This is a genomic window from Pseudanabaena sp. PCC 7367 (assembly GCF_000317065.1).
Lineage (GTDB): Bacteria > Cyanobacteriota > Cyanobacteriia > Pseudanabaenales > Pseudanabaenaceae > Thalassoporum > Thalassoporum mexicanum.
Map to the genome: position 1 here is coordinate 2,914,771 of NC_019701.1, position 21,407 is coordinate 2,936,177.

Consider the following 21,407-nt stretch of genomic DNA (forward strand, 5'->3'; position numbering starts at 1 on the left):
AATAAATCCAGGTTTATTCTTAACTTATGTGTTTATAGTGTTTATAGTGTTTATTCCTAGTTCAGGCCAAGCTGGCGTTTTTCTCTCTCTAGCATATTTACTAGCGAATCATTATTCTCAGATCTAGCAACTTCTAAACGATGGTTAATCGATGCGGCTAGATTGGCCTTGTGATTTGCCATTGCCTGTCTTCTTTTTTCGTTATTTATGCTCATAGCAAACTTTCCTTCTTCGTAAAATGGTGTATGTGTTTATGCCATTAATATAGCATGAATGGTAACAATCGTTACCAATTCACATCTAATTTATACCCAAAGTCTAACGATCGCTGCGATCTACATCACTAGGAAGATGTTATTTCGTCACCATATCAGTATATGTCATGAAATCGCAACTTCTAGGCAATTTCTTTAACTTTTGCCCCTTTGGGATTAAGCACACCATGTAAAAAGATATCGGCGATCCCTTCGGCCATTTGTCGCAAATCATTGGGAGATTGATCTTTGCCCATGGTTTCGTTGCTAAAGCCAGCTACCGCAAACATGCCCACAAAGACCCTAGCGATCACCTTTGGATCAAGCCCTTGGCGATAGACACCCTTTTGAATCGCCTCTTCAAAATAAACTTCCGCAATATCGGTCATTTTATCGACTACTTCCGATTGAATCCGATCGCGCAGTTCGGGGTGAAACTGAGCCTCCATAAAGCAGACCCGCATCATATCCATGCTGTCATGCATGGTGGTCATGCGCCGATACATCATTGAGGCGATCGAGCTATAGCCACTCATACCACTTAGCTCGGTGAGCAAATCGGTCAGGATTTTGATCCAACCCTGGGTTGCTACTTCAACCAGGATTGCTTTTTTATTGCTGAAATAACGAAAAATTGTCCCCTCGGCGACTCCAGCGGCACTGGCCAAGTCTTTCGTGGTAGTGCCATCAAATCCTTTCTTGGCAAAAAGCTTTTGGGCAGAATTGATGATTTTGCCCCTGGTATCTGGTTCAGATTTAACTTTTTCTCTCATATGATTGATGCTTAGGCTTAAGTCGTTAAAGGATTTTGACGCAAATTGCGATCGATCGACTGATGATGAATTATTTCTTCATCAATCGTTCCATCTCTTAATAAAAGTCAGCAATTAAGTGATTGATTGCTCACTATGATAGCTATTTTATTTTACTATGCCAGAATCTATCTCTGGGGTGATTGAAAAACTAAGAAATAATTAAATTAACTGATTTGCTAATGCCGATCGCCGGGATTAAAGCCTTCTGTTCATCAGCTTAGTTTATTGTGGGCGCTTTAGTGGTCATGGTCTAAACCACCAAAACTCAAGCAGCGAATAGGGCACAATTGCAAAATCCAAACAGAATCAAGACTATTTGAAATTTTTGCGATCGCTAGTAACTACAAGCTAGGAATTACCAAGCTCAACTCAGGCTGACCAGTTCCACATATTCCGGTTGCTTGGGTGAGGCATACGTATATACCGTTTATGTCGTTTATGTCGTTTTAATGGCAAGGCCGTTATTCAATTTTGTAATTACGTAATTACCATGCAACATCGTCTATATCTGATATATCTGATATCGATTATTCATGCCTATATAGATATCGATTATTCATGCCTATATAGATATAGATATAGATATAGATATAGATATAGATGTATACCTGAACTTGAGCTTGATTGGTCTCAATAGACAGATTGAAGCGATCGGCAGGGGCAAGCTACACTTCAATTAGATCTAAACCCAGCAAAAATGAACAACGCCGCTAAGGAAATATTGCGATTGCGTGACCTTTTACCCGCATCATGGCGCATGCGCACCGAAGTAAAAGGTGGCCGCGATCAAACTCAAGTTATCTACAGCAAAGCAATCAAGCCTTGGAATGCTAACACTCCGGTATATATAAACTTTGGCCTGTGGTTTAAGTTGCCTGAAAGCCAACGCGATCTACTCTTTATTCGGGAAGTGAGCTGGCGGCAGACGAGTAAATGGTTCAAGCTGGAGACCTACCAACTGGCTACTTTGGCAGCGGTAATTTTTACGATTCCCGAAGTGGTGCAGTTTGATCCGGCGGGAATGTCGTTGGGTTTTTTGTTTACCACTGTGGCGGTTAAACAGGTGCTCAAACAAACCAAGGGCAGTAAGGTGCAAATTGACGCAGACAACGAAGCGATCGCCGTAGCCAAGATCCGTGGCTATAGCGATACTAATGCGGCCAGGAGCCTCCTAGATGGGATCAAAACGGTAGCTAAGCTAGAGAATCGCGGCGCACCGGAGTTTGTGGAGTTGATTCGCTACCAAAACCTACGTGCCCTGGGGGGCTTATCTGCGGTGGGGGTGTCTGGCAATCTGGAATAGGTAATTGATAGGTAATTGATAACCACTAACAATCACTAATTTAACTATTTGGCTTAAATAGGCTTACCCTCCATTAATTACTTATGGAACTAGTAATTACCTATGGAACTGGGGTTGTCTATTCAATGTATTTGTACGATAATCAAAATATTCATGCACGGATGCCTCACCCCCACGGCTTTTGTTGTGGCTAACTTGGCTGGGGTGAGGTTTATGTGCTGGTAGCTGGTATTTTCTGAGCGGTACTAAGCAGTGGGTATATATATGTAAAATTAGAATTGAGTAGAATAACTGCAACCGCAATTGGTTTGCTTTAGATTTGTAATTTGCGATCATCCAGGCTCCAACCCCTACTGATTGCAGTAATTACATATTTGGTTGCCCTGAATTTACAAATTGCGATCGCCAATCATCGCCCCCGGAAAATATTCACAACATATGCATAATCAAGGTCAAACTCGTTCATATCCCCAAACTGCTGTTGTTAAATTAATTACTGCTAGTGCCAGTGAGGTAAAGCGGCTAACCAAGCTGGGTAGGTTTGCCAAATCCCCGATCGCTAAGTCTCCCATCACCAGGCATCTGCTCGCTGGCATGGTGGGGTTTATACTATGCGCTGGTGGACTAGTCGGAACTATGGCTATACCCCTAACCGCTTGGGCAGAAACAGACCCAGTGGATTTGATCAAGCAGGGGCGAGAACTTTGGCAAAAGGATAATATTGATGGGGCGCTGGCAGCCTATCGCCAAGCGGCGCAGCTAGAACCCGATAATGCGCGGATTCAAACCAGTATTGGTTATTTGCTCACCCAGAAAAATGATTTCGCCGGGGCGATCGCCGCTTTTCAGAAAGCAACTCAGATCGACAATCGTGATGTACGAGCATTTAATGCCCTCGGTTATGCCTATGCCCAGAGTCGTGACTATAACCGCGCCCTGACTGCCTATCGTCAGGCGATTAACCTGGAACCCAAAAATGCCGAAGCCCATCAGAGCATTGGCTTCATTCTGGTGCAGCAAGAAAAGTTTGACGAAGCAGCCCAGATCTATCAAAAACTAATTGCGATTTCGCCCCGCAACCTGAGGGCACATCTCAACCTTGGTTATATCTTTCAGCGCAAAGGCGATCTCAAAGCAGCATCGGATATTTACGTTAAAGCCGACGAGATTGCCCCCTTGAATGCGGATGTATGGTTTGCGATCGGCAGCTTACTGTTAGTTCAAAATGACTTTGATACGGCCATGCAAAAGTTTGAGCGGGTACTGGACATCAACCCTCGCCATCCGGAAGCAAATGTGGCGATCGCCAGGGTGTTGGTGGGTAAAGGTGAGGTTGACGAAGCAATTTCGGCCTATCGCAAGGTGGCGGCGGCGAGACCGTCGGATGTGGCCGTGCAATATGCGATCGCCGATTTATATCTCAAAAAGGAGTCGCTATCTGGGGCGATCGTCGCCTATCGCCAGATTTTGCGCATCAACCCGGATGATCCTAATGCCAACTTGGCTTTGGGAAAGGCTTTGGCACAGCAAAAGCGGCGAGCTGAGGCAACCAAATTTTTAAACCGCGCCCAAAAGCTCTATACCCTGGCAGGCAATAGTAAGGCCGCATCGGAGGCTAAGTCCTTACTGGATCAATTGTAAATCTGGTTAGGGGTGATTACTCGTCAAAATCATCCTTTAGCGATCTTTAACAATCCCAGTTGGAGGAAGTAAGGCGCATTTGTCTGTGGTAGCTTCTACATAAGTTATTACTATTTATTAGAAATAATGATTTATTAGAAAGAACGATCGGCGATCGGTTTGTTCACTATGCTGGGATAGAGCATTCCGCAATATAATAAATTTAGTTGATATAGACTAGGCAAGTCTTGCTATAGCTAAGCAACCACAAAAATTTGTGATTGGGGCTAAATCGATCGATTAGCTCTGCTGGGTTGGACTTCTTGAGCTAAATGCTTATATAGCGGCTGAGATCGTGATCGAGTTTTTGTTTAGACTAAATATTGTTGTCCTGGTTGCAAACTACTAAAAAGCGATTAAAAGCGATTAATTGATCGATTGCTAAAACCTAAACCTTTGGAAAAACCTTTGGAAAAAGATGTACCAAGCCATATTCAAGCAAAAACCATCTCAGTTATGGTCACGATTACGGTCTGTTTGCCAGGTGACCACCCTCAGCCTGGGGGTTAGCGCCGGGATAGGGCTAGGCAGCTTAGCGATCGCGCCTCAAGCTGATGCCGCCGAAGAAATCAATATTGTCTATAGCGTTTTTGGACGGGAAATTCCGGTTGATTCCCTGACCAAATTTGCCGAAACCGGCGAGGTGGATGATGACCTGGCTGGATATGCTAGCTATGCCACCCCGGAAGAAATGGCGAAGTTTCGGGAGATTCTCAATGAGCGGGTTGAGATTTCTAATGTACTAATTGCCAGGTTTCTCTATACCTCCCAGGGCGAAAAACTGTTGGAGCTGTTGGGGGAAGTAATTAAATCGGGGCCAAATCTATCCGGTGCCAAGGGGATTCGCGCGGCGCTAATCCTGGCAGCTTCCGATCGAGAAAATGGGCTGACCCTATTGAATTTCTTTGAGAAATATCCCACTAATATCTATATGGATATTGGTAGCGCTCTAGAAATTGTGGGCGAAGTGAGCGCAGCAGTGGCAGAGGCACAGCGTGCCAATGACTTTGTTATTAATGAGGCAAACAGGCAAGCGGCATTGGAACTAAACCAATTGAGTAGTGACAATGAAGCTAATGAATCGGCAGCTACTGAATCGATCGACCTGGCGGCTGCATTGCCAGATTTAAGTAATCCTGGCCAGAGCCAATCGCAAAGATTTGAATTTAGCGTTGAGGCTAGCAGCGGTAATTATCAGATTCCTTACTATTTATATCTTCCCAGCTCACCGCCTGCCCTTGGCCAAAGCTTTAAATTAGTGGTGATTTATCCTGGGTTGGGTTCCACCCGCGCACCATTTGTCTATCTAGCAGAACATTTGGCCAGCTATGGGTTTGCCGTGGTGCTGTCTACTTCACCAGGGAGCGATGCCAGCCAATTGGAAGCGTTATTAGTCGGTGCTTCTAACCAAATTGCCAAACCTGAGGCATTTTTACAAAGACCCAAAGACATTAGCGATGTATTGGATCATGTCGATCGCCTCCGCACCAGCGATCGCAACGTACCCCAGAATCTGGATCTAGATCATGTTGGTATGATCGGCCATTCCTTTGGTGGTTATGCCGCCCTCGCGTTGGCTAGCAGTGGTCAAATTAACTTTGCGGCGCTGGCAGAAGCTTGCCAGGGTTTCTATAGCTGGAATGTGTCAATGTCGTTGCAATGTGTGGCGGCCGGATTGCCAGAGCAAGAATATAACCTCAGCGACGATCGGATCAAGGCGGTGATTGCGATGAACCAGATCGATAGTGCGGTGCTAGGCCAAACAACCTTAGCTACAATCGAAGTGCCAGTTATGTTCGTGGCCGGGAACATTGATACGATTGCCCCTGCCTTGGCTGAGCAAATTAGACCATTTACCTGGTTGACCACCGAACAGAAATATTTACTTTTGATCGAGAATGCTTCTCACTTGGCGGTAACTACAATTTCAGAGGATATCCCTATCCCAGTGGATGCCAGACGAGTTTTGGCAGGGGCTGATCCAACCTTAGGCAATGAATATATGAAAGCGATGAGTGTGGCATTTTTTCAGACCCACATCAATGGGCAAGCTAATTATGCTCAATATTTAACTTCAGCCTATGCTCAATCTCTGTCTAACTCTCGGCTGCCGCTTAATTTGCTGCGATCGCTAACCCCAGCGCAATTGCAACAGGGGATTGACCAGTCGGGCAAAACAGCTACTAATTAATTTATTAATTTGGGGTTAATTGCAGCTAATCACAAGTCTCTATGATTGGCAAAGCTGTGTCAGGGTTGGCACAAACGCAGGATAAGAAGTAGCGGCATTTTGGACATTACCGATCGCCGTAGTCCCCTTTGCCACCATTGCCGCGATCGCTAAACTCATCGCTACCCGATGATCGACATAGCTTTCGACTTCCTGCCCCATTAGCTTATGTCCGCCCATAATCTCCAGGCCATCGTCATGCTCACTGAGCTTTGCACCCAGTTTGGTTAGTTCTTTGGCCATCGTGGCGAGGCGATCGCTTTCCTTGACGCGCAATTCCGCCGCATCCTTAATAATTGTGGTGCCCGTTGCCATGGTTGCCGCCACCGCCAGGATTGGGATCTCATCGATCAGGCGGGGGATCATACTGCCACCGATCGTACAGGCTTTGAGCTGAGTCGATCGCACCCGCAGATCGGCCACTGGTTCGCCAGTCACTTCCCGCTCATTTTCTTTGGTAATATCTGCACCCATCATTTCCAGTGCTTCTAAGATGCCAGTGCGGGTGGGATTGATGCCCACATTAGCAATCAGCAAATCTGAATCTGGCACGATCGACCCTGCCACCAACCAGAACGCCGCCGAGCTAATATCCCCTGGCACGACTATTTCCTGACCCACAAGTTGCGATCGACCCCGCAGAACCACTGTATTTGTCTCTGGCTCAACCTGCACATCCGCACCAAAAGCCCGAAACATGCGTTCGCTATGATCGCGCGACTGTTCTGGCTCGGTCACGATCGTTTCACCATCCACCATCAAGCCCGCCAGCATAATGCAGGATTTAATTTGGGCGGATGCCACCGGGGTGTGGTAATGAATTGGTTTTAAATTTTGGCCATTGATCGCCAGGGGTGCTTTATTAGCCCGATCGCGTCCCCAGATTGTCGCTCCCATTTGTTGCAATGGTTTGACTACTCTGGCCATTGGCCGCGATCGCAACGATCGATCGCCAGTAACCACAAAGAAGCGATCGGCATGACTGGCCAGAATCCCCAGCATTAACCGCATCGTCGTACCAGAATTACCAGCATCCAACACATCTACTGGCTCTTGCAAATTACCCAGGCCAATTCCCTTAACCAACACTTTTTCGGTGTTTAGCGCCGAGATCTCTGCCCCCATTGCCCGAAAACAATTGGCAGTACAGTGGGGATCTTCGCCCAATAGCAAGCCGCGAATTGTAGTTTCACCCTGGGCCAGGGAGCCCAACATCAGCGATCGGTGGGAAATGGACTTGTCGCCAGGGATCTCGATTCGACCACGTAGGCCAGTTTTGGGAAAATCATGGGCGGCGATTTTGAGGGTTTGGCTGGTTTGATGCTGAATAAGTTCGATCACAGGTTCAATGAATGAATAAAATATTTTATTGCCTGTTTAAATTTACTACTTAATGCAAATTTGAAAGACTTGGTTTGGGGCTTTAGGGAATATAAGGATGTAAATGTTGCTGATTCCATCAATTTGTATTAATCAGCTTATATTAATCAGCCGGGCTCTGGCTTGAACAAAACTAGCTAGCGTAAATCAGCTACTGGTTGCCCCAGCATTATTTGCCGATCGGTCAATAAATCAATCACCGTTACTGTCAATTGCCGCCGCTCATTCACCTGGAACTGAGCCTTAAGCCGATCGCTGCCCGGTTGACCCAGCGGATCGAGGGTAGCGATCGCTTGCGCTGCATCACTGCCACCCAGCGGTAGGAATTTTTGTTGGATCGCATCCGTGGTGGTGGTCACCAGTCGATCGCCCTGGAAAATCACCTCCGTCGAACCCGCTGCCCGGATTTCTAATTCGCCAATTACCAGCTCAATTTTTTCTTGATCAGTTTGTGAAGCCCTGAGCAGTAATTCTACCGGGCGCTTGGTAGGGTAGGTTTGCCCGCGCCTGAACAGCGGATGATAACACCATTGCTGGGTTTCCCCCTGCCAGTAGCGAATCGCATAGGAATGAAACAGGTGATCTTTAACCTGAGTGCCGCGCTGCAACATCAATGCCCCATAGGCAACTGCGGCAAAGGGCTTACCACTGTGGATTTGAGCACCACATAAATAATTTGCCACAAACTCTCGCACCGAAGGGATCAAGGTGGAGCCACCCACCAGCAGCACCTGCTTGAGATCCATCTTCAGTACCCCCTTGGCCATCGCCCGATTGATAATCTCATCGATCGCCAATTGCAGTACCCGATAGAAGCCACGTTGCCGCAGGACTTGCTCAAACTGGGCGCGATCGTAATTGATCTCAAAGCTATTCATTTGCTCCGGCTCAAAGAACACCCGACTGGCAGTTTCTTGATCGGAAAGCTCAATTTTGATCTGCTCCATCAGCCCTTGCAATATGCCAGGCGCAGGAATTTGCAGCCAATCCTGCTGTTCGGCAAAATCTTCCATCAAGAAGCGATCGACATCGGTACCACCCAAAATTTGGCCAGTTTTGGCGATCACCTCAACCCTCGACTCAGGCTCATGTTCACCCACATCACCAATAAAATCACCCCAGGCTGAAGCATCTTTGCTGTGGGGCATCCGAATCAAGGAGAGATCTAAAGTGCCACCCCCAAAATCGATCACCAGCACCAATGCCCCAGGCTGTGCCACTTCATAACCCAAGGCGGCGGCAGTGGGCTCGTCGATGATCCGCACCCGAATCGCCGGTGCATGGGGCACTAACTGGCTATGGGTAGTTCCCAGCCAGCGCAAATAGTGTTCATAGGCCTGGACTGGTGCCGTAAAAATCAACTCGGTGGGATCAATTTGCTGCGATCGCAATGCTGCAAACAGCTTATTTAAAAATAATTTGCCAATTAGCTCTGGCTTGGCGCGAATGCCATCGATTTTGGGCACAAAACCAATGCTGGCAGATAGGCTGCGCTTGATTTGGTCAAAGCATCTTGATTGGTCTATATGCACACCAGCATTTAATACTTCCTGGCCAATCAGGGATTTGCCACCCCGAATATCTTGCAGATAAAGCAAAGAAGGCACCAAAAAATCATGGGGCGCAGGGCGGCTAATGCTAGGTAATTTGAGGGTCTCTGGGCGATCGGTCACCGCATGCCATTTTGCGGCCACGGTATTGCTATTGCCAAAATCCACTGCGATCGCCACCATAAAGCCAGCTACTCTAAATTGCCTATTGCCTTAACATCTCAATCCCATATCGCACCAATTGCATCATCAAAATATCACATTCTGCCCAGTATTGCCCCTAGTCGCTTGATCTAGCCCTTTTTCAATCTAGCTCTTGTGTAAAGATCTATATAAATATAAATATAAATAACTATTTAGTGGTTGCACTCAAGCGAGCGTGCGTTATGACTACCAAAGCTCTTGAAGCTTAACTAATCAGTTAGAGCTAACAGCAAAAAATCGGTTACCTTATCCTGGGGCAACTCGGCTAATAGCTTAGTGTCAGTAATATCGTACTTAGCTCCAGCCAGATGCAAGTCATCATCTAACGCCTGCAAAAAACCTCTGGCAATCATATTGTCTCCCACCTGGGCAAACATAACGCCAATTTCATCATCCCGATCGACTTTGTGGGTTGTCTGTACCAGGGTGCTAACCAGTGCTTTACGGCAGTCCTTGCCAATTGGTTCATGGTCCAGAATCACCACAATCATTTCGCCATTGGCCTTAGCCGTGCCTTGCGCCTTACGATCGAAATAATCTTGCAAACAGTCTTTCAGCGCTTCCACCAGATCGGTTCTGGCTGTACTGTAATCGTCTTGGAATAGCATTGCTAAAGTGCAACTATCTTCATGGCTATACTTACGAAATGGCCGATCGGCAATATAAATTGTGAGGCCGTCAGGATCAAACTTTTCGCATTTGGCAGCCAGATTTAAAATTGATTTTTCGGCCACTTGCCATTGCTTTCTCAAACCTGGCGGGGCAGGACATTCCCGTTCCGATAGCCGCACCAGAATAATGGTATAGTCACGATCCAATAATTTTGCATCCGCTTCAACCATGCTGAAGTTGCTCCATTGATTTATTTGCCTGGTTACTGGTTACCTGCATACCGCCACGATCTAGCGATTGTTTTATATATTTATTTATATATTTATCACCCGTTTAGATGATTTTGCCGCACCTAACCAGCTTCTAGTTTTTAATCAGCTATGACCAAGATGCCCGATCGGCGATCATGGCGTAATTGACAACATGATTGATAAGCTAATTGCTACGTTAGCAGATTTATTGATATTTAGATTATTTGTTCAAGTGCCAATTGATAAAAGTAAATCGACTCGATGCATTTCACTAACATCAGCAACCACAAATTGATGGTGCTATGGATAGATATGCTGATGCTATCTCGAAAATGCTAACGGTGAATTCTCTCTGCCAGAATATCCAAATCTCTAAATCTCTAAATCACTAGCTGACAAGGCCAAGTCAGTGGCTATAAAGATCTATCGAAATCGGATTGGGTTGGATTTACTTAGCGATGGGCAATCTAGAATAGAAATGGCCATTGAAGCCACTAAGATTATTTACTAGATGTTTGTCGCCAGGAGCAGAGCAAAACTATATGGAACGGGGTTTGATGTGGTTGCCATTGCTAGCCTTGTTTATTGGGCTGGCCTGGGCTGGCTGGCGCGAATATCAAAAAGTGGAGGCATATCAAACCTGGGCGCAGGAGTTCGATCGCCACAAGTACGACATTTACGCGGTGTTGGGGCAAAAGGGCGATCGCCTGGTTTGGGGAAAACCCACCCGCCAAGCGCCAATTGAGGTACAGTCTGCTTCCCTAGCTGAGGTGGCACAGATCGAATTAAAATTAGATGGGGCATCGATCGCCATTGTGGGGCGAGATCCTGATATTAACCAGAGGCCAGATCAAGTACCGGCCAAGGCAAAGCTGGTGGAAATCGAATTGGGCTTGAATTCCGGCGCGGCAATGGCAATCCCATTTACAGATGTGGCGATCGCCATGCAGTGGTTTCGCTATCTGGCCGAGCAAATCTCTGATCGCAACTACTGATAGTAAGCTTTGAGATAGTAGTCCACCACAAAGAATTTGATGCTTAATTTGCGATCGTGATAACTCTTTTGCGCGATTGCGGCCAATCATAATTAACGTGGTCGAGTAATAGTCAAGACATAATTGCTCTGGGCAAGATTTGGGGAAATTATTGGCAAGCTCATATTTTGCCCTAAACTGCTCCCCAGACGTTATAGCAGCAAAACCGATCGCCTGAGTGACTGCACTACCGCATATTTATGAATTTATGCTCAGATCTGCTTATCTCTCTCAGTCCAGGAAATAGTTCAAGCAATTTAATTGCCGATTAACTACTAATTAATTGCTAACTGGTACTGGAAATTCTTGAATTGGCTCACCTTCCAGGGCACGTTCCATAAAAGTACGCCAGATCGGTGCCACATACTCGCCGCCCGTAACCCCATAAGCCATTGGCTTATAATCATCACGGCCGATCCATACTGCGGTCGCCAATTGGGGCGTATAGCCTACAAACCAAGCATCACGGAAATCAGAGGTGGTGCCAGTTTTGCCAGCAACCGGACGACCATCATAAAGAATTGCCTGGGTGCCAGTACCGCTATTGACCACTCCCCGCAGCACACTGGTGAGGCTGGCCACCGCATAGGGATCAAGCACTAGCTCAGGATTAGGGCTATTATCCAGGATCACATTGCCACGACTATCGGTGACCCTGGCGATCATGGTGGTGGGTGCCTTATAACCGCCACTGGCAAAGGTGGCATAGGCTGCCGCCATTTCCATTGGGGTAAGATCGGCTGCGCCCAGGGGTAACGAAATCACCGGCAGAATTGGGCTTTTAATGCCCATTTTGCGCATGTCTTCGATCACGCGATCGAGACCCACGGCCTGACCAATTTTGACCGCTGGCACATTCCGAGATGAGGCTACGGCTTGCCTGACACTAATCGGCCCACTAAAGGTTTTGTCGTAGTTTTGTGGCTCATAGGCCTCATAGCCGTCGGGATAGGAAATAGGTGAATCATCGATCGTGGATTCGGGGCCATAGATACCAGTGGCAAATGCGGAGTAATACACAAATGGCTTGAACGATGAGCCAGGTTGTCTCCTGGCCTGTACTGCGCGATTGAATTGGTTCTCCGAATAAGGCCCCACCCCACCAACTAGAGCTTTGACATAACTGGTGCTAGGTTCGATCGCCACGATCGAAATCTGATCAGCACCAACACCATAGGCTTGTAGCTCGGCCACGGCCTCTTCGGCCACTTCTTCGGCGACCCGTTGCAGATTCAGGTCGATCGTGGTCTGTACCCGCAAGCCACCCTTGAGCACTGCATCACGACCAAATTTTTCTTCCAGCTCCGCCTGCACCGCCTGGGTTACATAGGGCACACGGCTAGCTTCATAGGATTTTTCCTTGTAGGCCAGGCGAATTGGTTCTTTGCGGGCTGCTTCTAGTTCTGCTTCGGAATACCAGCCTAGCTCCGCCAATCGGGAAAGTACCAATCCCTGCCGACGTTTAGAGGTCTTATAGTTGTCAAGCGGGTTGAAGGCAGAAGGAGCCTGAATAATCCCCGCCATCATCGCTGATTCGGCCAAGCTCAGATCGGCAGCGGATTTATTGAAGTAGTTTTGGGCGGCTGCTTCTACGCCATTGGTATTCCTGCCCCAGAACACCTGGTTTAAATACATTTGCAAGATTTCATCTTTGGTGAAAACCTGCTCTACCCGCATCGATAAAACTGCTTCAGCCACTTTACGGCTGATGGTTTTTTCAGAGGAAAGAAATAAATTCTTGACTAGTTGCTGGGTCAGCGTGGAACCACCTTCAACCGTAGCGCCAGATTTGAAGTTGACCACCACGGCACGGGCAACCCCACTGGGATCAACTCCTTTGTGAGTATAAAAATAAGCATCTTCGATCGCCAGGACGCTGCGTTTGAGGTGCGGTGACATCCGCTCCAGGGACACCACTTCGCGGTTGACATCACCATGCACTCTGGCAATCAATTCACCGTTGATGTCATAGATATAGCTGGTTTCAGTGGGCACATAGCCTTGCAACACCCTAACGTCCGGGAGATTGCGGAAGCTGAACGCCAGACCGACCAGACCTCCGGCCACGGCAGAACCGCCCAGCATAATAATGCCCAGCATGGTTGTGCCCAAGACCTTGGTAGTGGCCTTGGCAAACTTGCCTAACATAGACGATCCAGACTGCTTTAAACTATTAGGAGCCACTGTAGTTCACTCTCTCAACGCGATCGCTCTTTGCCATAGATGCCAATGCAGCAGATTAATGTAACTAATATGCAACACTGAATAATTGAATATTTAAGTTAGATTAAACTAGCCAGTTAAGTATCCCATCCTGGTCAATCAACAATTTAGCACTCTTATGATCTAACTAGCATTCAAGCAATTTGCTAAAACTAGTTGGAGTAGGACTAATTTGGTTTATTAAACAGGCTTTTGGCTTAATTAAATAGATTTTTATTTTATTTAGACAAACAATCTAATCAAAAAACAGTTGATTGGCAACCACATCAGGTTAGAAACTAGATTGAAATAGCTAATTTGATTTTGCTCCTGGACTAGTAGACTTCTAGCATAGGTGGCTAAAACCTACCCAAAAACATAACTCATAACTAACTCATAACTATTATGGCAATTGCCATAGCGAAGAATCGCCATAGTTCATCGTAGTAATGCCCTAGTAATGCCCATATACCAGATAGCTTCTAGATGTCACCGTACAATTTAGTGGTGCTACCGTGTTTTTGTACCAGAAGCACAACTAGAGCCACGAGTACCAATAAAATGATTCAAGTAATTCAGGCTATGAGCCTAAATACGCTTTATACGCTTTAACAACCACTGAGTTTTATTTTCTTGTTATTACCAGTGAATTCAACCGATTCTAATCCCACAAATCCTAATTTGACTCAATCTCATTCAAAACCCACAATACCTACGATCGCCCAGCTAACCAAACAAGGCGTGGCTGAAATTTTCCCCGACGGTAAGCCCGACGGTAAGACGGATAATCTGGCTGATTTTATTGCTCAAGCCGATCGCCCCCTCAGAATTAAGCTAGGCATCGATCCGACCAGGCCAGATTTGCACCTGGGTCATGCGGTGGTGTTGCGCAAAATGCGTCAATTCCAGGATGCGGGGCATGTTGCCGTTCTCATTATAGGTGATTTCACTGCCTTGATTGGCGATCCCACTGGTAAGTCCGAAGCACGGCCACGTTTAACCGCAGCAGAAGTCAAGACCAATGCGCAAACTTACTTTGATCAGGCTAAGCAAATTCTGGATTTTGATACGCGCCTAGAGGTGCATTACAACAGCCAGTGGCTTAGCAATCTGGATCTGCAACAAATTATTGGTTTGCTCTCTAGTATGACCGTGGGTCAAATGCTGGCCAAGGAAGATTTTGGCGATCGCTATGGCAAGGGCACGCCCATCTATTTGCATGAGTTTCTCTATCCCTTGATGCAGGGCTATGATTCGGTGCAAATCAACTCTGACGTAGAGATCGGCGGCACCGATCAGCGGTTTAATATTTTAGTTGGGCGCGATCTGCAAACCCGATTTAGTGAGTTTGATAAATCTACATCTGGATCGGAATCGGAAACTAGCCCAAAAACTAGCCAGACCGCCAGGCAATTTGGCATGGTTTTACCCCTGTTAGTGGGTCTGGATGGTAGCCAGAAAATGTCTAAATCTGCCGATAATTATGTCGGTATTGCCGAACCACCCCTGTCGATGTATTCCAAGCTGGAAAAGGTGCCAGACAGTGCGATCGATGAATATTTTAAACTGCTCACGGATTTAGAACTAAGCGCCTTGCCAGACAATCCCAGGGAAAAGCAAAAACTTTTAGCCTTAACAATCACGGCTCAGTTTCATGGTGAAGCTGTGGCCAAGCAGGCGCAAACCGATGCTGAAAAAATTGTGCTGGCTGGTTCCACTGACAATCTGGGCGATCTGCCTGAATTTGACCTGAGCCAGATTAATTTCCCCGCACCACTCTATTATCTGGTCAAGGCCAGTGGCTTATGCAAGAGCAACAAGGAAGCCCAGAGCCAGATCAAAAATGGGGCAGTGCGATTGGATGGCGAAAAGCTAGCAGAAGGTATTTCCTTTGAAGACGCTAATGATTTACGCGGTAAGGTTTTGCAGGTGGGCAAGAAAAAGTTTTTGCGACTGATTTAGTAAAGATTTAGGTGAGGGATGAGAAGATAGATAGCCAAGTCTATGCTTAATCATTGCTTATTCAAATATGGCCACAGAGCAAATTAACCAACAAGTTAACCAGCAAATTAACCAACAAACGATCGCCAATCCTTTTTCCCTGGCCGGCGTGGGTTTACACAGTGGTGCTGCGGTCAAGGTGGAAGTTAACCCAGCAAAGCCAGATACAGGCCGCTATTTTGTGCAGGGCGATCGCCAGATTCCCGCCTCCCTGGGTGCTGTAACCGCCACTGTCCTATCTACCCAGTTGCAAATCGATCAGCAAGCCGTACGCACCGTTGAACATTTGCTGGCGGCATTGGTGGGGATGGGAATTGACAATGCGGAAATCAGGATTAATAGCGCAGAGCTTCCGATCTTAGATGGTTCGGCATTACCCTGGGCGGAAGCGATCGCCAGGGCTGGAATTACCACCCAACCCAACCCACGTTCGCATCTAAAACTAAATCAGGTGATTTCCGTGACTGAGGGCGATAGTTTTGTGGTGGCGGTGCCTGCCCCTGCACCCAAATTCACCTATGGCATAGAATTCCCAACCCAGGCGATCGGCAGTCAATGGTTTACCTGGTCACCGGATCAAGGGGATTTTGCCAAAGACATTGCCCCAGCCCGCACTTTTACGATGGCAGCCTTGGCAGAGCAAGCCAGAGCCGCTGGTTTGATCAAGGGGGGCAGCCTGGAAAATGCGATCGTCTGTGATCAGCAAAAATGGCTCAATCCACCGCTCCGGTTTGAGAATGAACCCTGCCGCCACAAGATGCTAGATCTAATTGGCGATCTGAGCTTATTGGGTAGTTTGCCCCAGGCGCATGTGGTTGCTTACAAGGCTAGCCATCATCTGCATACCAAACTGGCTAAAGTTTTGTCAGAGGTGTCATGAGTCTATACAATCCGTATAGGCATTACTCTTACTAACCAAACCCATGCAAACTTTGACAGAAACCGAACCCCCAATTAAAACCACCTTCACGATCGAAGAGATCCAGCAACTGCTGCCCCATCGCTATCCTTTTTTGCTGGTCGATCGCATTACTGACTATGTCCCCGGTAAGTCGGCTACGGGCATCAAAAATGTCACGATCAATGAACAGTTTTTTCAAGGTCATTTTCCCGGCAAGCCAATTATGCCAGGCGTGTTGATCGTCGAAGCAATGGCTCAGGTGGGGGGCGTAATTCTTACCCAGATGCCAGAGGCCAAAGGACACTTATCCTTGTTTGCGGGGATTGATAAGGTTAGGTTCAGACGGCCAGTAGTCCCTGGCGATCAACTAGTCCTTTCCGCTGAACTGATGGTAGTTAAGCCAAAATTACGGTTTGGCAAGATGAAAGCCAAGGCCGAAGTTGATGGGCAGCTTGCTTCCGAGGGTGAACTAATGTTTTCATTGGTAACGGTTTAGTGCTGGCTTAGTCCTGGTTTAGTTCTGGGGTGGTGATGTGGTATCTATGCCTGAAGTCTATAAACCTATAGACCAAACCGATAAGTCTATGGGGTTATTTGCTGGCGCGATCCAAAATGATAGGTTTGAAATAGCGCGATCGCCAGATTCAGGGGCATCCACCAGCCATAAAATCAATTTTTAGAGCCATGTTTGCGTCCCAAAACAAAGAGGCCGATGCTAGCATTTGGCAAAAATCCGGTAACTATCTGTTAAATGTTAAATATAAAGCAAGCAACCGTTGCACGATCTCTAATATCTCTTAATCGCTGATAATGACTAGTGAGAGCCCACAAGTGAGCCTGACCTCTATGCCTGTGTCCCATGCATCTTCTGCACCGCTAATTCATCCCACTGCTATTGTTGCCCCTGGTGCGCAAGTTCATCCCACCACGCGCATTGGCCCTTATAGTGTGATTGGCGATCGCGTCAAGATTGGCGCTGAATGCGAGCTTGGCGCACATGTGGTAATTGATGGATTGACGGAAATTGGCGACCATAATGTGATTTTCCCAGGGGCAGCGATCGGCCTGGAGCCGCAGGATTTGAAGTACAATGGCGCGGCCAGTATGGTCAAAATTGGCAACCACAACCGGATAAGGGAATATGTAACGATCAATCGGGCGACTAATGCAGGCGAATCGACAGTCATTGGTGATTATTGTTTGCTGATGGCCTATGTGCATGTGGCGCACAATTGCAACATTGCCGATCGGGTGATTATTACTAATTCGGTGGCGCTGGCGGGACATGTGACGATCGAAACCCAGGCCAGGATCGGTGGTATTGTCGGCATCCATCAATTTACACACATTGGTCGGCTGGCAATGGTGGGCGGCATGACTCGGATCGATCGGGATGTGCCACCGTTCATGATCGTGGAGGGCAATCCCTCGCGGGTACGGGCGATCAACCGAATCGGGATCGAGCGGGCGGGGATCGAACCGGACACCCTAAAGCAGCTAAAACAGGCGTTTCGGATTTTATATAGTAAGGATTTTACGCTAAAGGATGCGATCGCCAAACTGGAAATGATCAGCGATCCCCATGTGCAGCATTTGCGGGGGTTCCTGGCGGCTTCGACGACGGGGGAAAAGCGCAGGGGGCCGATTCCGGGGAAAAGCTAAAGTGGCTCTACCCAACATTTGTTAGATATATCACTAGGAGCAAACAACACGAAAACCAATATCATTTTGTCCATCATCTGGGACATCTCTACCGCGTAGTGCTGATCGGCACTTAATTGGAGTATCCTTCCACGAACCACCGCGAATTACTCTTATTCTGCCATCAACTACCCAAGCATTACTATCATTAGGTGCTCCTTTATAGTTTTCATGACAGGTATCCTCGCACCACTCCCACACATTGCCATACATGTCATACAATTCAAAACCATTAGCTGGATACTTGCCTACCTTGGTTGTTTTGCCGACGTTGCCTCCAAAATTCGCATATTCTACGGAGTAATTTTTGCCAAAATAATACGGTGTTGTTGTTTCAGCGCGACAGGCATATTCCCACTCAGCTTCGCTGGGTAATCGATAATCTTTGCCTGTCTTTTTACTAAGAGCCTTACAGAACTTCTGAGCATGATACCAAGACACTTGCTCGACGGGTAGATCATCTCCCTTGAAATGAGATGGGTTGTTTCCCATTATTTCCTGCCATTGAGATTGTGTAATTAGGTATCTGCCTATGTAGAATGATTGAATTGTTACTCTGTGTTGCGGAAGTTGACTTGAATGATATCCAAAATAACTGCTCTCATTTTCTGGCGATCCCATCATGAAACTACCCCCAGGGATGGCGATCATCTCCAGCTTCACGCCATTCCCCAGGTCTTCGGTGTAGTTTTGATGGGGCTTGGTTGCTGGTTTGTTTAACTGCTCCAGCATTTTGTCAGTATCAACTTCAATGCCCAGTGAATCGTACACCCGATCAAAGAATGTAGATCCGTCTGGTTGAGGTGTTTTTGGCGAGGCAAACTCTTTTACCTGCTCCTCAGAAATTTTGTTGGTTTGCTGTGTCCCGTAGTTGTTATGCGCCACATTACCGATCGTTGATCCCCGCATGTCGTAGTAAACGCTTGGTGGGGTTTGTGCCGATTGGGGCTGATTTGGATTAGATGACTGAGTAGGATTAGTGGCAGGTGGGGCAGGTGGCTTAATTATTTCCAGCTTTTTGCCCGTAATCCCCCAGTAAAGTTGGCCGATTGGATGAGGGTCTTCCCTCCTGAAATCAACCCAGGTATTACCCTCCAGAAATGTTGGTAACTCCGGTTTGGTTGTCGCCGTTTCCATGATCACTGGAATCACCGGACATCTATTTTCAACAAATTTTCTTAGATAAGCCCTCAGTTCCATTTCCTGCCAGGGGCCGAGGCCATTCTCGCCGATAAAAACCGCCGCCGCATCGATCTCATTAATTTGCTCTTCTAAAATGTCCTGCCATGAAAAACCAGGCCGCAGCTCCCATTCATCCAGCCAGGGCTTAAGCCCCTGAGCCTTCAGCAGCTCCGCGATCTCAATTACCTCAGGCTTATCCGCGCTATTGTGGCAAAGAAAAACATCAAACCGCCCCATCAGGTTACCAAGCCTCCACTCCCACAAAAACTACCCATAACCTAATCATAGTTTGAGACAAATACCACCTGATGGATTTAAGACTTATTCAGCAGACTTTTTTGACAACAACCTAATTCACAATCCCAGCCCTGAGCGCCATCACCGCCGCCTGCACCCGATCGTCCACCGCCAGCTTATTCATAATCCCGCGCACATGGGTTTTGACCGTATTCGGGCTCAGATATAAGTCATCAGCGATCTCAGGGTTGCTCTTCCCCTCCACCATTAGTTTCAAAACCTCCATCTCCCGCCCCGATAGCTGGGCAAAATTACCCTTCGGTACAGGCGGTTTCAGGTGTTCCACCACCGTTTTTACAATCTGCGGATCAAGATAGGTCGCACCCTCCATCGCCGCCGCGATCGCTGCCATGAGGCGATCGAGACTTGCCCCTTTAATACAATAGGCATCCGCGCCACTCGATAATGCTGCGATGATTTCTGTATCTGCCGTGTGCGAGGTCAGCATCACCACATGAATACCAGGCAATTCTTCCTTGAGGCGTTGAGTCGCCGCGATCCCATCCAGGCGGGGCAAACCAATGTCCATTACCACCACATCGGGCTTGAGCTTAAGCGCAGCCTCAATCCCCAGGTAGCCGTCCTCCGCCGTCCCCACTACCGTAATTTGGGGATGGTCTTCCAGCGATTGCTCCAGGCCAAGCTGCATCAAGGGATCATCTTCAACAATTAAAACTCTGGCGGCTGGCACTTCGATCGGGATATTCATAACTTTTAAATCTCTTGCTCGTGACCCACTAAACAGCTATGCGTTAATCTTTCTGATCTTAGATCTTCCTTATCTTATAGATATTCTAAGGGATCGAAACCGATCGCCATGACCGACTGCTTCTAGCTCGACCTTTCAATCGCTCGTAAATTGCACATCAATAATTACGAATCAGTAAAAATATTTAAACCCAAATGCGGTTAACTACGCGGTGAATGCTTGATGAATACTTACAACCAATCACGATCGATTCGCAATCGATAAGTAAAAAACAAACCGGATAAATCCTGACTCTTTCCGATCGGCTTTTATTCAGAAATAATACCAAATAACAATTGCCTGAATTAACATAGCCCCTGAATTATATCCGTCATCACCCGATCGATTGGTTGCCCAATGTCAGCAATACCCATATAATCCACCAGGATATGATTGAGATTCATGACCATAGCGATCGATAAGCTATTCCCTGTCTGGATCTAAGACCAAATTTTAGGCTGGATCAATTATTAGATGATTAGATCATCAGTGTTTGCGATCGCTTACTTACTGGGCAAGCTCTAACTAGCTAGCTTTTGATTAGTTGCACTATATTTAGATCGTTAGAATTAAGAGGGTTAGATCGCTGTCGATCGGCTGACCGGCTAGATATTGCTCAGATCTGCAGATGTTAAGTTAAGCAACTAGTTATGATTAGCAATAAAGCAGCTAGTATGTGGTGGCAAAATAACCGATCGCTAGGATCGCAACTTCAACTATTGTCAAAAAAGTATACAAATTACAACAAACCTCTGCCTTAAGGTATAGCAAGTACCTCAGTCGATATCAGAATATGGGTTGTGGGGCTTGGCAGGATGCTTTGCAATTTAAGGTAAGGGCTTTAAAATTCACTTTAGTGAATCTTCTAGGCAAACTAATTTTGGTTCATCGAAGAGGATAAGCAGATTAGCTGACGTATAAATTGCTGAACTTGGCCGAAAGGTTTGCATTGTTGCTTTTGACTTTGTCTGGTTATGTCATACTCTGCTAAGAATAAAAGTAAGCATAAAAAGCCTAAAGAGGTGTTTCGCCTGAGTGGCAAGACCTGGTATATGTGAGCCT

Annotated in this window: 17 protein-coding genes; 9 read left to right on the forward strand and 8 right to left on the reverse strand. The window is 46.9% G+C overall.

The window, feature by feature from the left end; translation table 11 throughout:
- Positions 1-56 precede the first annotated feature (56 nt).
- Positions 57-215, reverse strand: coding sequence for a hypothetical protein (locus PSE7367_RS22480; RefSeq protein ID WP_015165527.1), 159 nt, complete (start codon positions 213-215; stop codon positions 57-59).
- Between the two features lie 182 nt (positions 216-397).
- Positions 398-1,027 carry a TetR/AcrR family transcriptional regulator gene (locus PSE7367_RS11585; RefSeq protein WP_015165528.1) on the reverse strand — a complete coding sequence of 210 codons (630 nt, stop codon included), beginning with the start codon at positions 1,025-1,027 and terminating at the stop codon, positions 398-400.
- Between the two features lie 739 nt (positions 1,028-1,766).
- Here PSE7367_RS11585 and PSE7367_RS11590 point away from each other — a divergent pair.
- The 3 genes from PSE7367_RS11590 (at position 1,767) to PSE7367_RS11600 (ending at position 6,243) form a co-directional block, all read left to right on the forward strand.
- On the forward strand, positions 1,767-2,372 hold the full coding sequence (locus PSE7367_RS11590) for a DUF3318 domain-containing protein (protein ID WP_015165529.1): 606 nt from the start codon (positions 1,767-1,769) through the stop codon (positions 2,370-2,372).
- 438 nt (positions 2,373-2,810) lie between these two features.
- Entirely contained in the window at positions 2,811-4,013 is a 1,203-nt protein-coding gene (locus tag PSE7367_RS11595; RefSeq protein ID WP_015165531.1) for a tetratricopeptide repeat protein, read from the forward strand.
- Between the two features lie 457 nt (positions 4,014-4,470).
- Positions 4,471-6,243 (forward strand): alpha/beta hydrolase, encoded by a 1,773-nt coding sequence (locus tag PSE7367_RS11600; protein WP_015165532.1) that lies wholly within the window; start codon positions 4,471-4,473, stop codon positions 6,241-6,243.
- A 39-nt stretch (positions 6,244-6,282) separates the two neighbouring features.
- Here PSE7367_RS11600 and aroA read toward each other — a convergent pair whose 3' ends face one another.
- The 3 genes from aroA to PSE7367_RS11615 all read right to left on the reverse strand — a co-directional run bounded on the left by aroA (position 6,283) and on the right by PSE7367_RS11615 (position 10,258).
- Positions 6,283-7,611, reverse strand: a complete 1,329-nt coding sequence (aroA, locus tag PSE7367_RS11605) for a 3-phosphoshikimate 1-carboxyvinyltransferase (protein WP_051038141.1) — start codon at positions 7,609-7,611, stop codon at positions 6,283-6,285.
- A 188-nt stretch (positions 7,612-7,799) separates the two neighbouring features.
- On the reverse strand, positions 7,800-9,395 hold the full coding sequence (locus tag PSE7367_RS11610; protein WP_015165534.1) for an Hsp70 family protein: 1,596 nt from the start codon (positions 9,393-9,395) through the stop codon (positions 7,800-7,802).
- Positions 9,396-9,625: 230 nt separating this feature from the next.
- Positions 9,626-10,258 (reverse strand): vWA domain-containing protein, encoded by a 633-nt coding sequence (locus PSE7367_RS11615; RefSeq protein WP_015165535.1) that lies wholly within the window; start codon positions 10,256-10,258, stop codon positions 9,626-9,628.
- A 563-nt stretch (positions 10,259-10,821) separates the two neighbouring features.
- On the opposite strand from PSE7367_RS11615, the gene PSE7367_RS11620 reads away from it, so the two are divergent.
- Positions 10,822-11,274 carry a hypothetical protein gene (locus PSE7367_RS11620; RefSeq protein ID WP_015165536.1) on the forward strand — a complete coding sequence of 151 codons (453 nt, stop codon included), beginning with the start codon at positions 10,822-10,824 and terminating at the stop codon, positions 11,272-11,274.
- A 318-nt stretch (positions 11,275-11,592) separates the two neighbouring features.
- Here the strand turns inward: PSE7367_RS11620 and PSE7367_RS11625 are convergent, their stop codons facing one another.
- Positions 11,593-13,461 carry a transglycosylase domain-containing protein gene (locus tag PSE7367_RS11625; RefSeq protein WP_015165537.1) on the reverse strand — a complete coding sequence of 623 codons (1,869 nt, stop codon included), beginning with the start codon at positions 13,459-13,461 and terminating at the stop codon, positions 11,593-11,595.
- A 687-nt stretch (positions 13,462-14,148) separates the two neighbouring features.
- On the opposite strand from PSE7367_RS11625, the gene tyrS reads away from it, so the two are divergent.
- The 5 genes from tyrS to lpxA all read left to right on the forward strand — a co-directional run bounded on the left by tyrS (position 14,149) and on the right by lpxA (position 18,079).
- Positions 14,149-15,477 carry a tyrosine--tRNA ligase gene (tyrS, locus tag PSE7367_RS11630; protein WP_320056799.1) on the forward strand — a complete coding sequence of 443 codons (1,329 nt, stop codon included), beginning with the start codon at positions 14,149-14,151 and terminating at the stop codon, positions 15,475-15,477.
- Between the two features lie 67 nt (positions 15,478-15,544).
- Positions 15,545-16,396: a UDP-3-O-acyl-N-acetylglucosamine deacetylase gene (gene lpxC / locus PSE7367_RS11635; protein WP_015165539.1), complete on the forward strand. Its 852-nt coding sequence runs from the start codon at positions 15,545-15,547 to the stop codon at positions 16,394-16,396.
- A 43-nt stretch (positions 16,397-16,439) separates the two neighbouring features.
- Positions 16,440-16,913, forward strand: a complete 474-nt coding sequence (gene fabZ, locus PSE7367_RS11640) for a 3-hydroxyacyl-ACP dehydratase FabZ (protein ID WP_015165540.1) — start codon at positions 16,440-16,442, stop codon at positions 16,911-16,913.
- 46 nt (positions 16,914-16,959) lie between these two features.
- Complete coding sequence (locus PSE7367_RS22010) at positions 16,960-17,097, forward strand: hypothetical protein (protein WP_156800389.1); 138 nt, start codon at positions 16,960-16,962, stop codon at positions 17,095-17,097.
- A 166-nt stretch (positions 17,098-17,263) separates the two neighbouring features.
- Positions 17,264-18,079: an acyl-ACP--UDP-N-acetylglucosamine O-acyltransferase gene (gene lpxA, locus PSE7367_RS11645; RefSeq protein ID WP_041699605.1), complete on the forward strand. Its 816-nt coding sequence runs from the start codon at positions 17,264-17,266 to the stop codon at positions 18,077-18,079.
- Positions 18,080-18,112: 33 nt separating this feature from the next.
- On the opposite strand, the gene PSE7367_RS20480 is transcribed toward lpxA, so the two are convergent.
- Together PSE7367_RS20480 and PSE7367_RS11655 are read right to left on the reverse strand one after the other, a co-directional pair.
- Entirely contained in the window at positions 18,113-19,564 is a 1,452-nt protein-coding gene (locus PSE7367_RS20480; RefSeq protein WP_156800390.1) for an SUMF1/EgtB/PvdO family nonheme iron enzyme, read from the reverse strand.
- An 85-nt stretch (positions 19,565-19,649) separates the two neighbouring features.
- Positions 19,650-20,306: a response regulator transcription factor gene (locus PSE7367_RS11655; RefSeq protein WP_015165543.1), complete on the reverse strand. Its 657-nt coding sequence runs from the start codon at positions 20,304-20,306 to the stop codon at positions 19,650-19,652.
- Between the last annotated feature and the right edge of the window lie 1,101 nt (positions 20,307-21,407).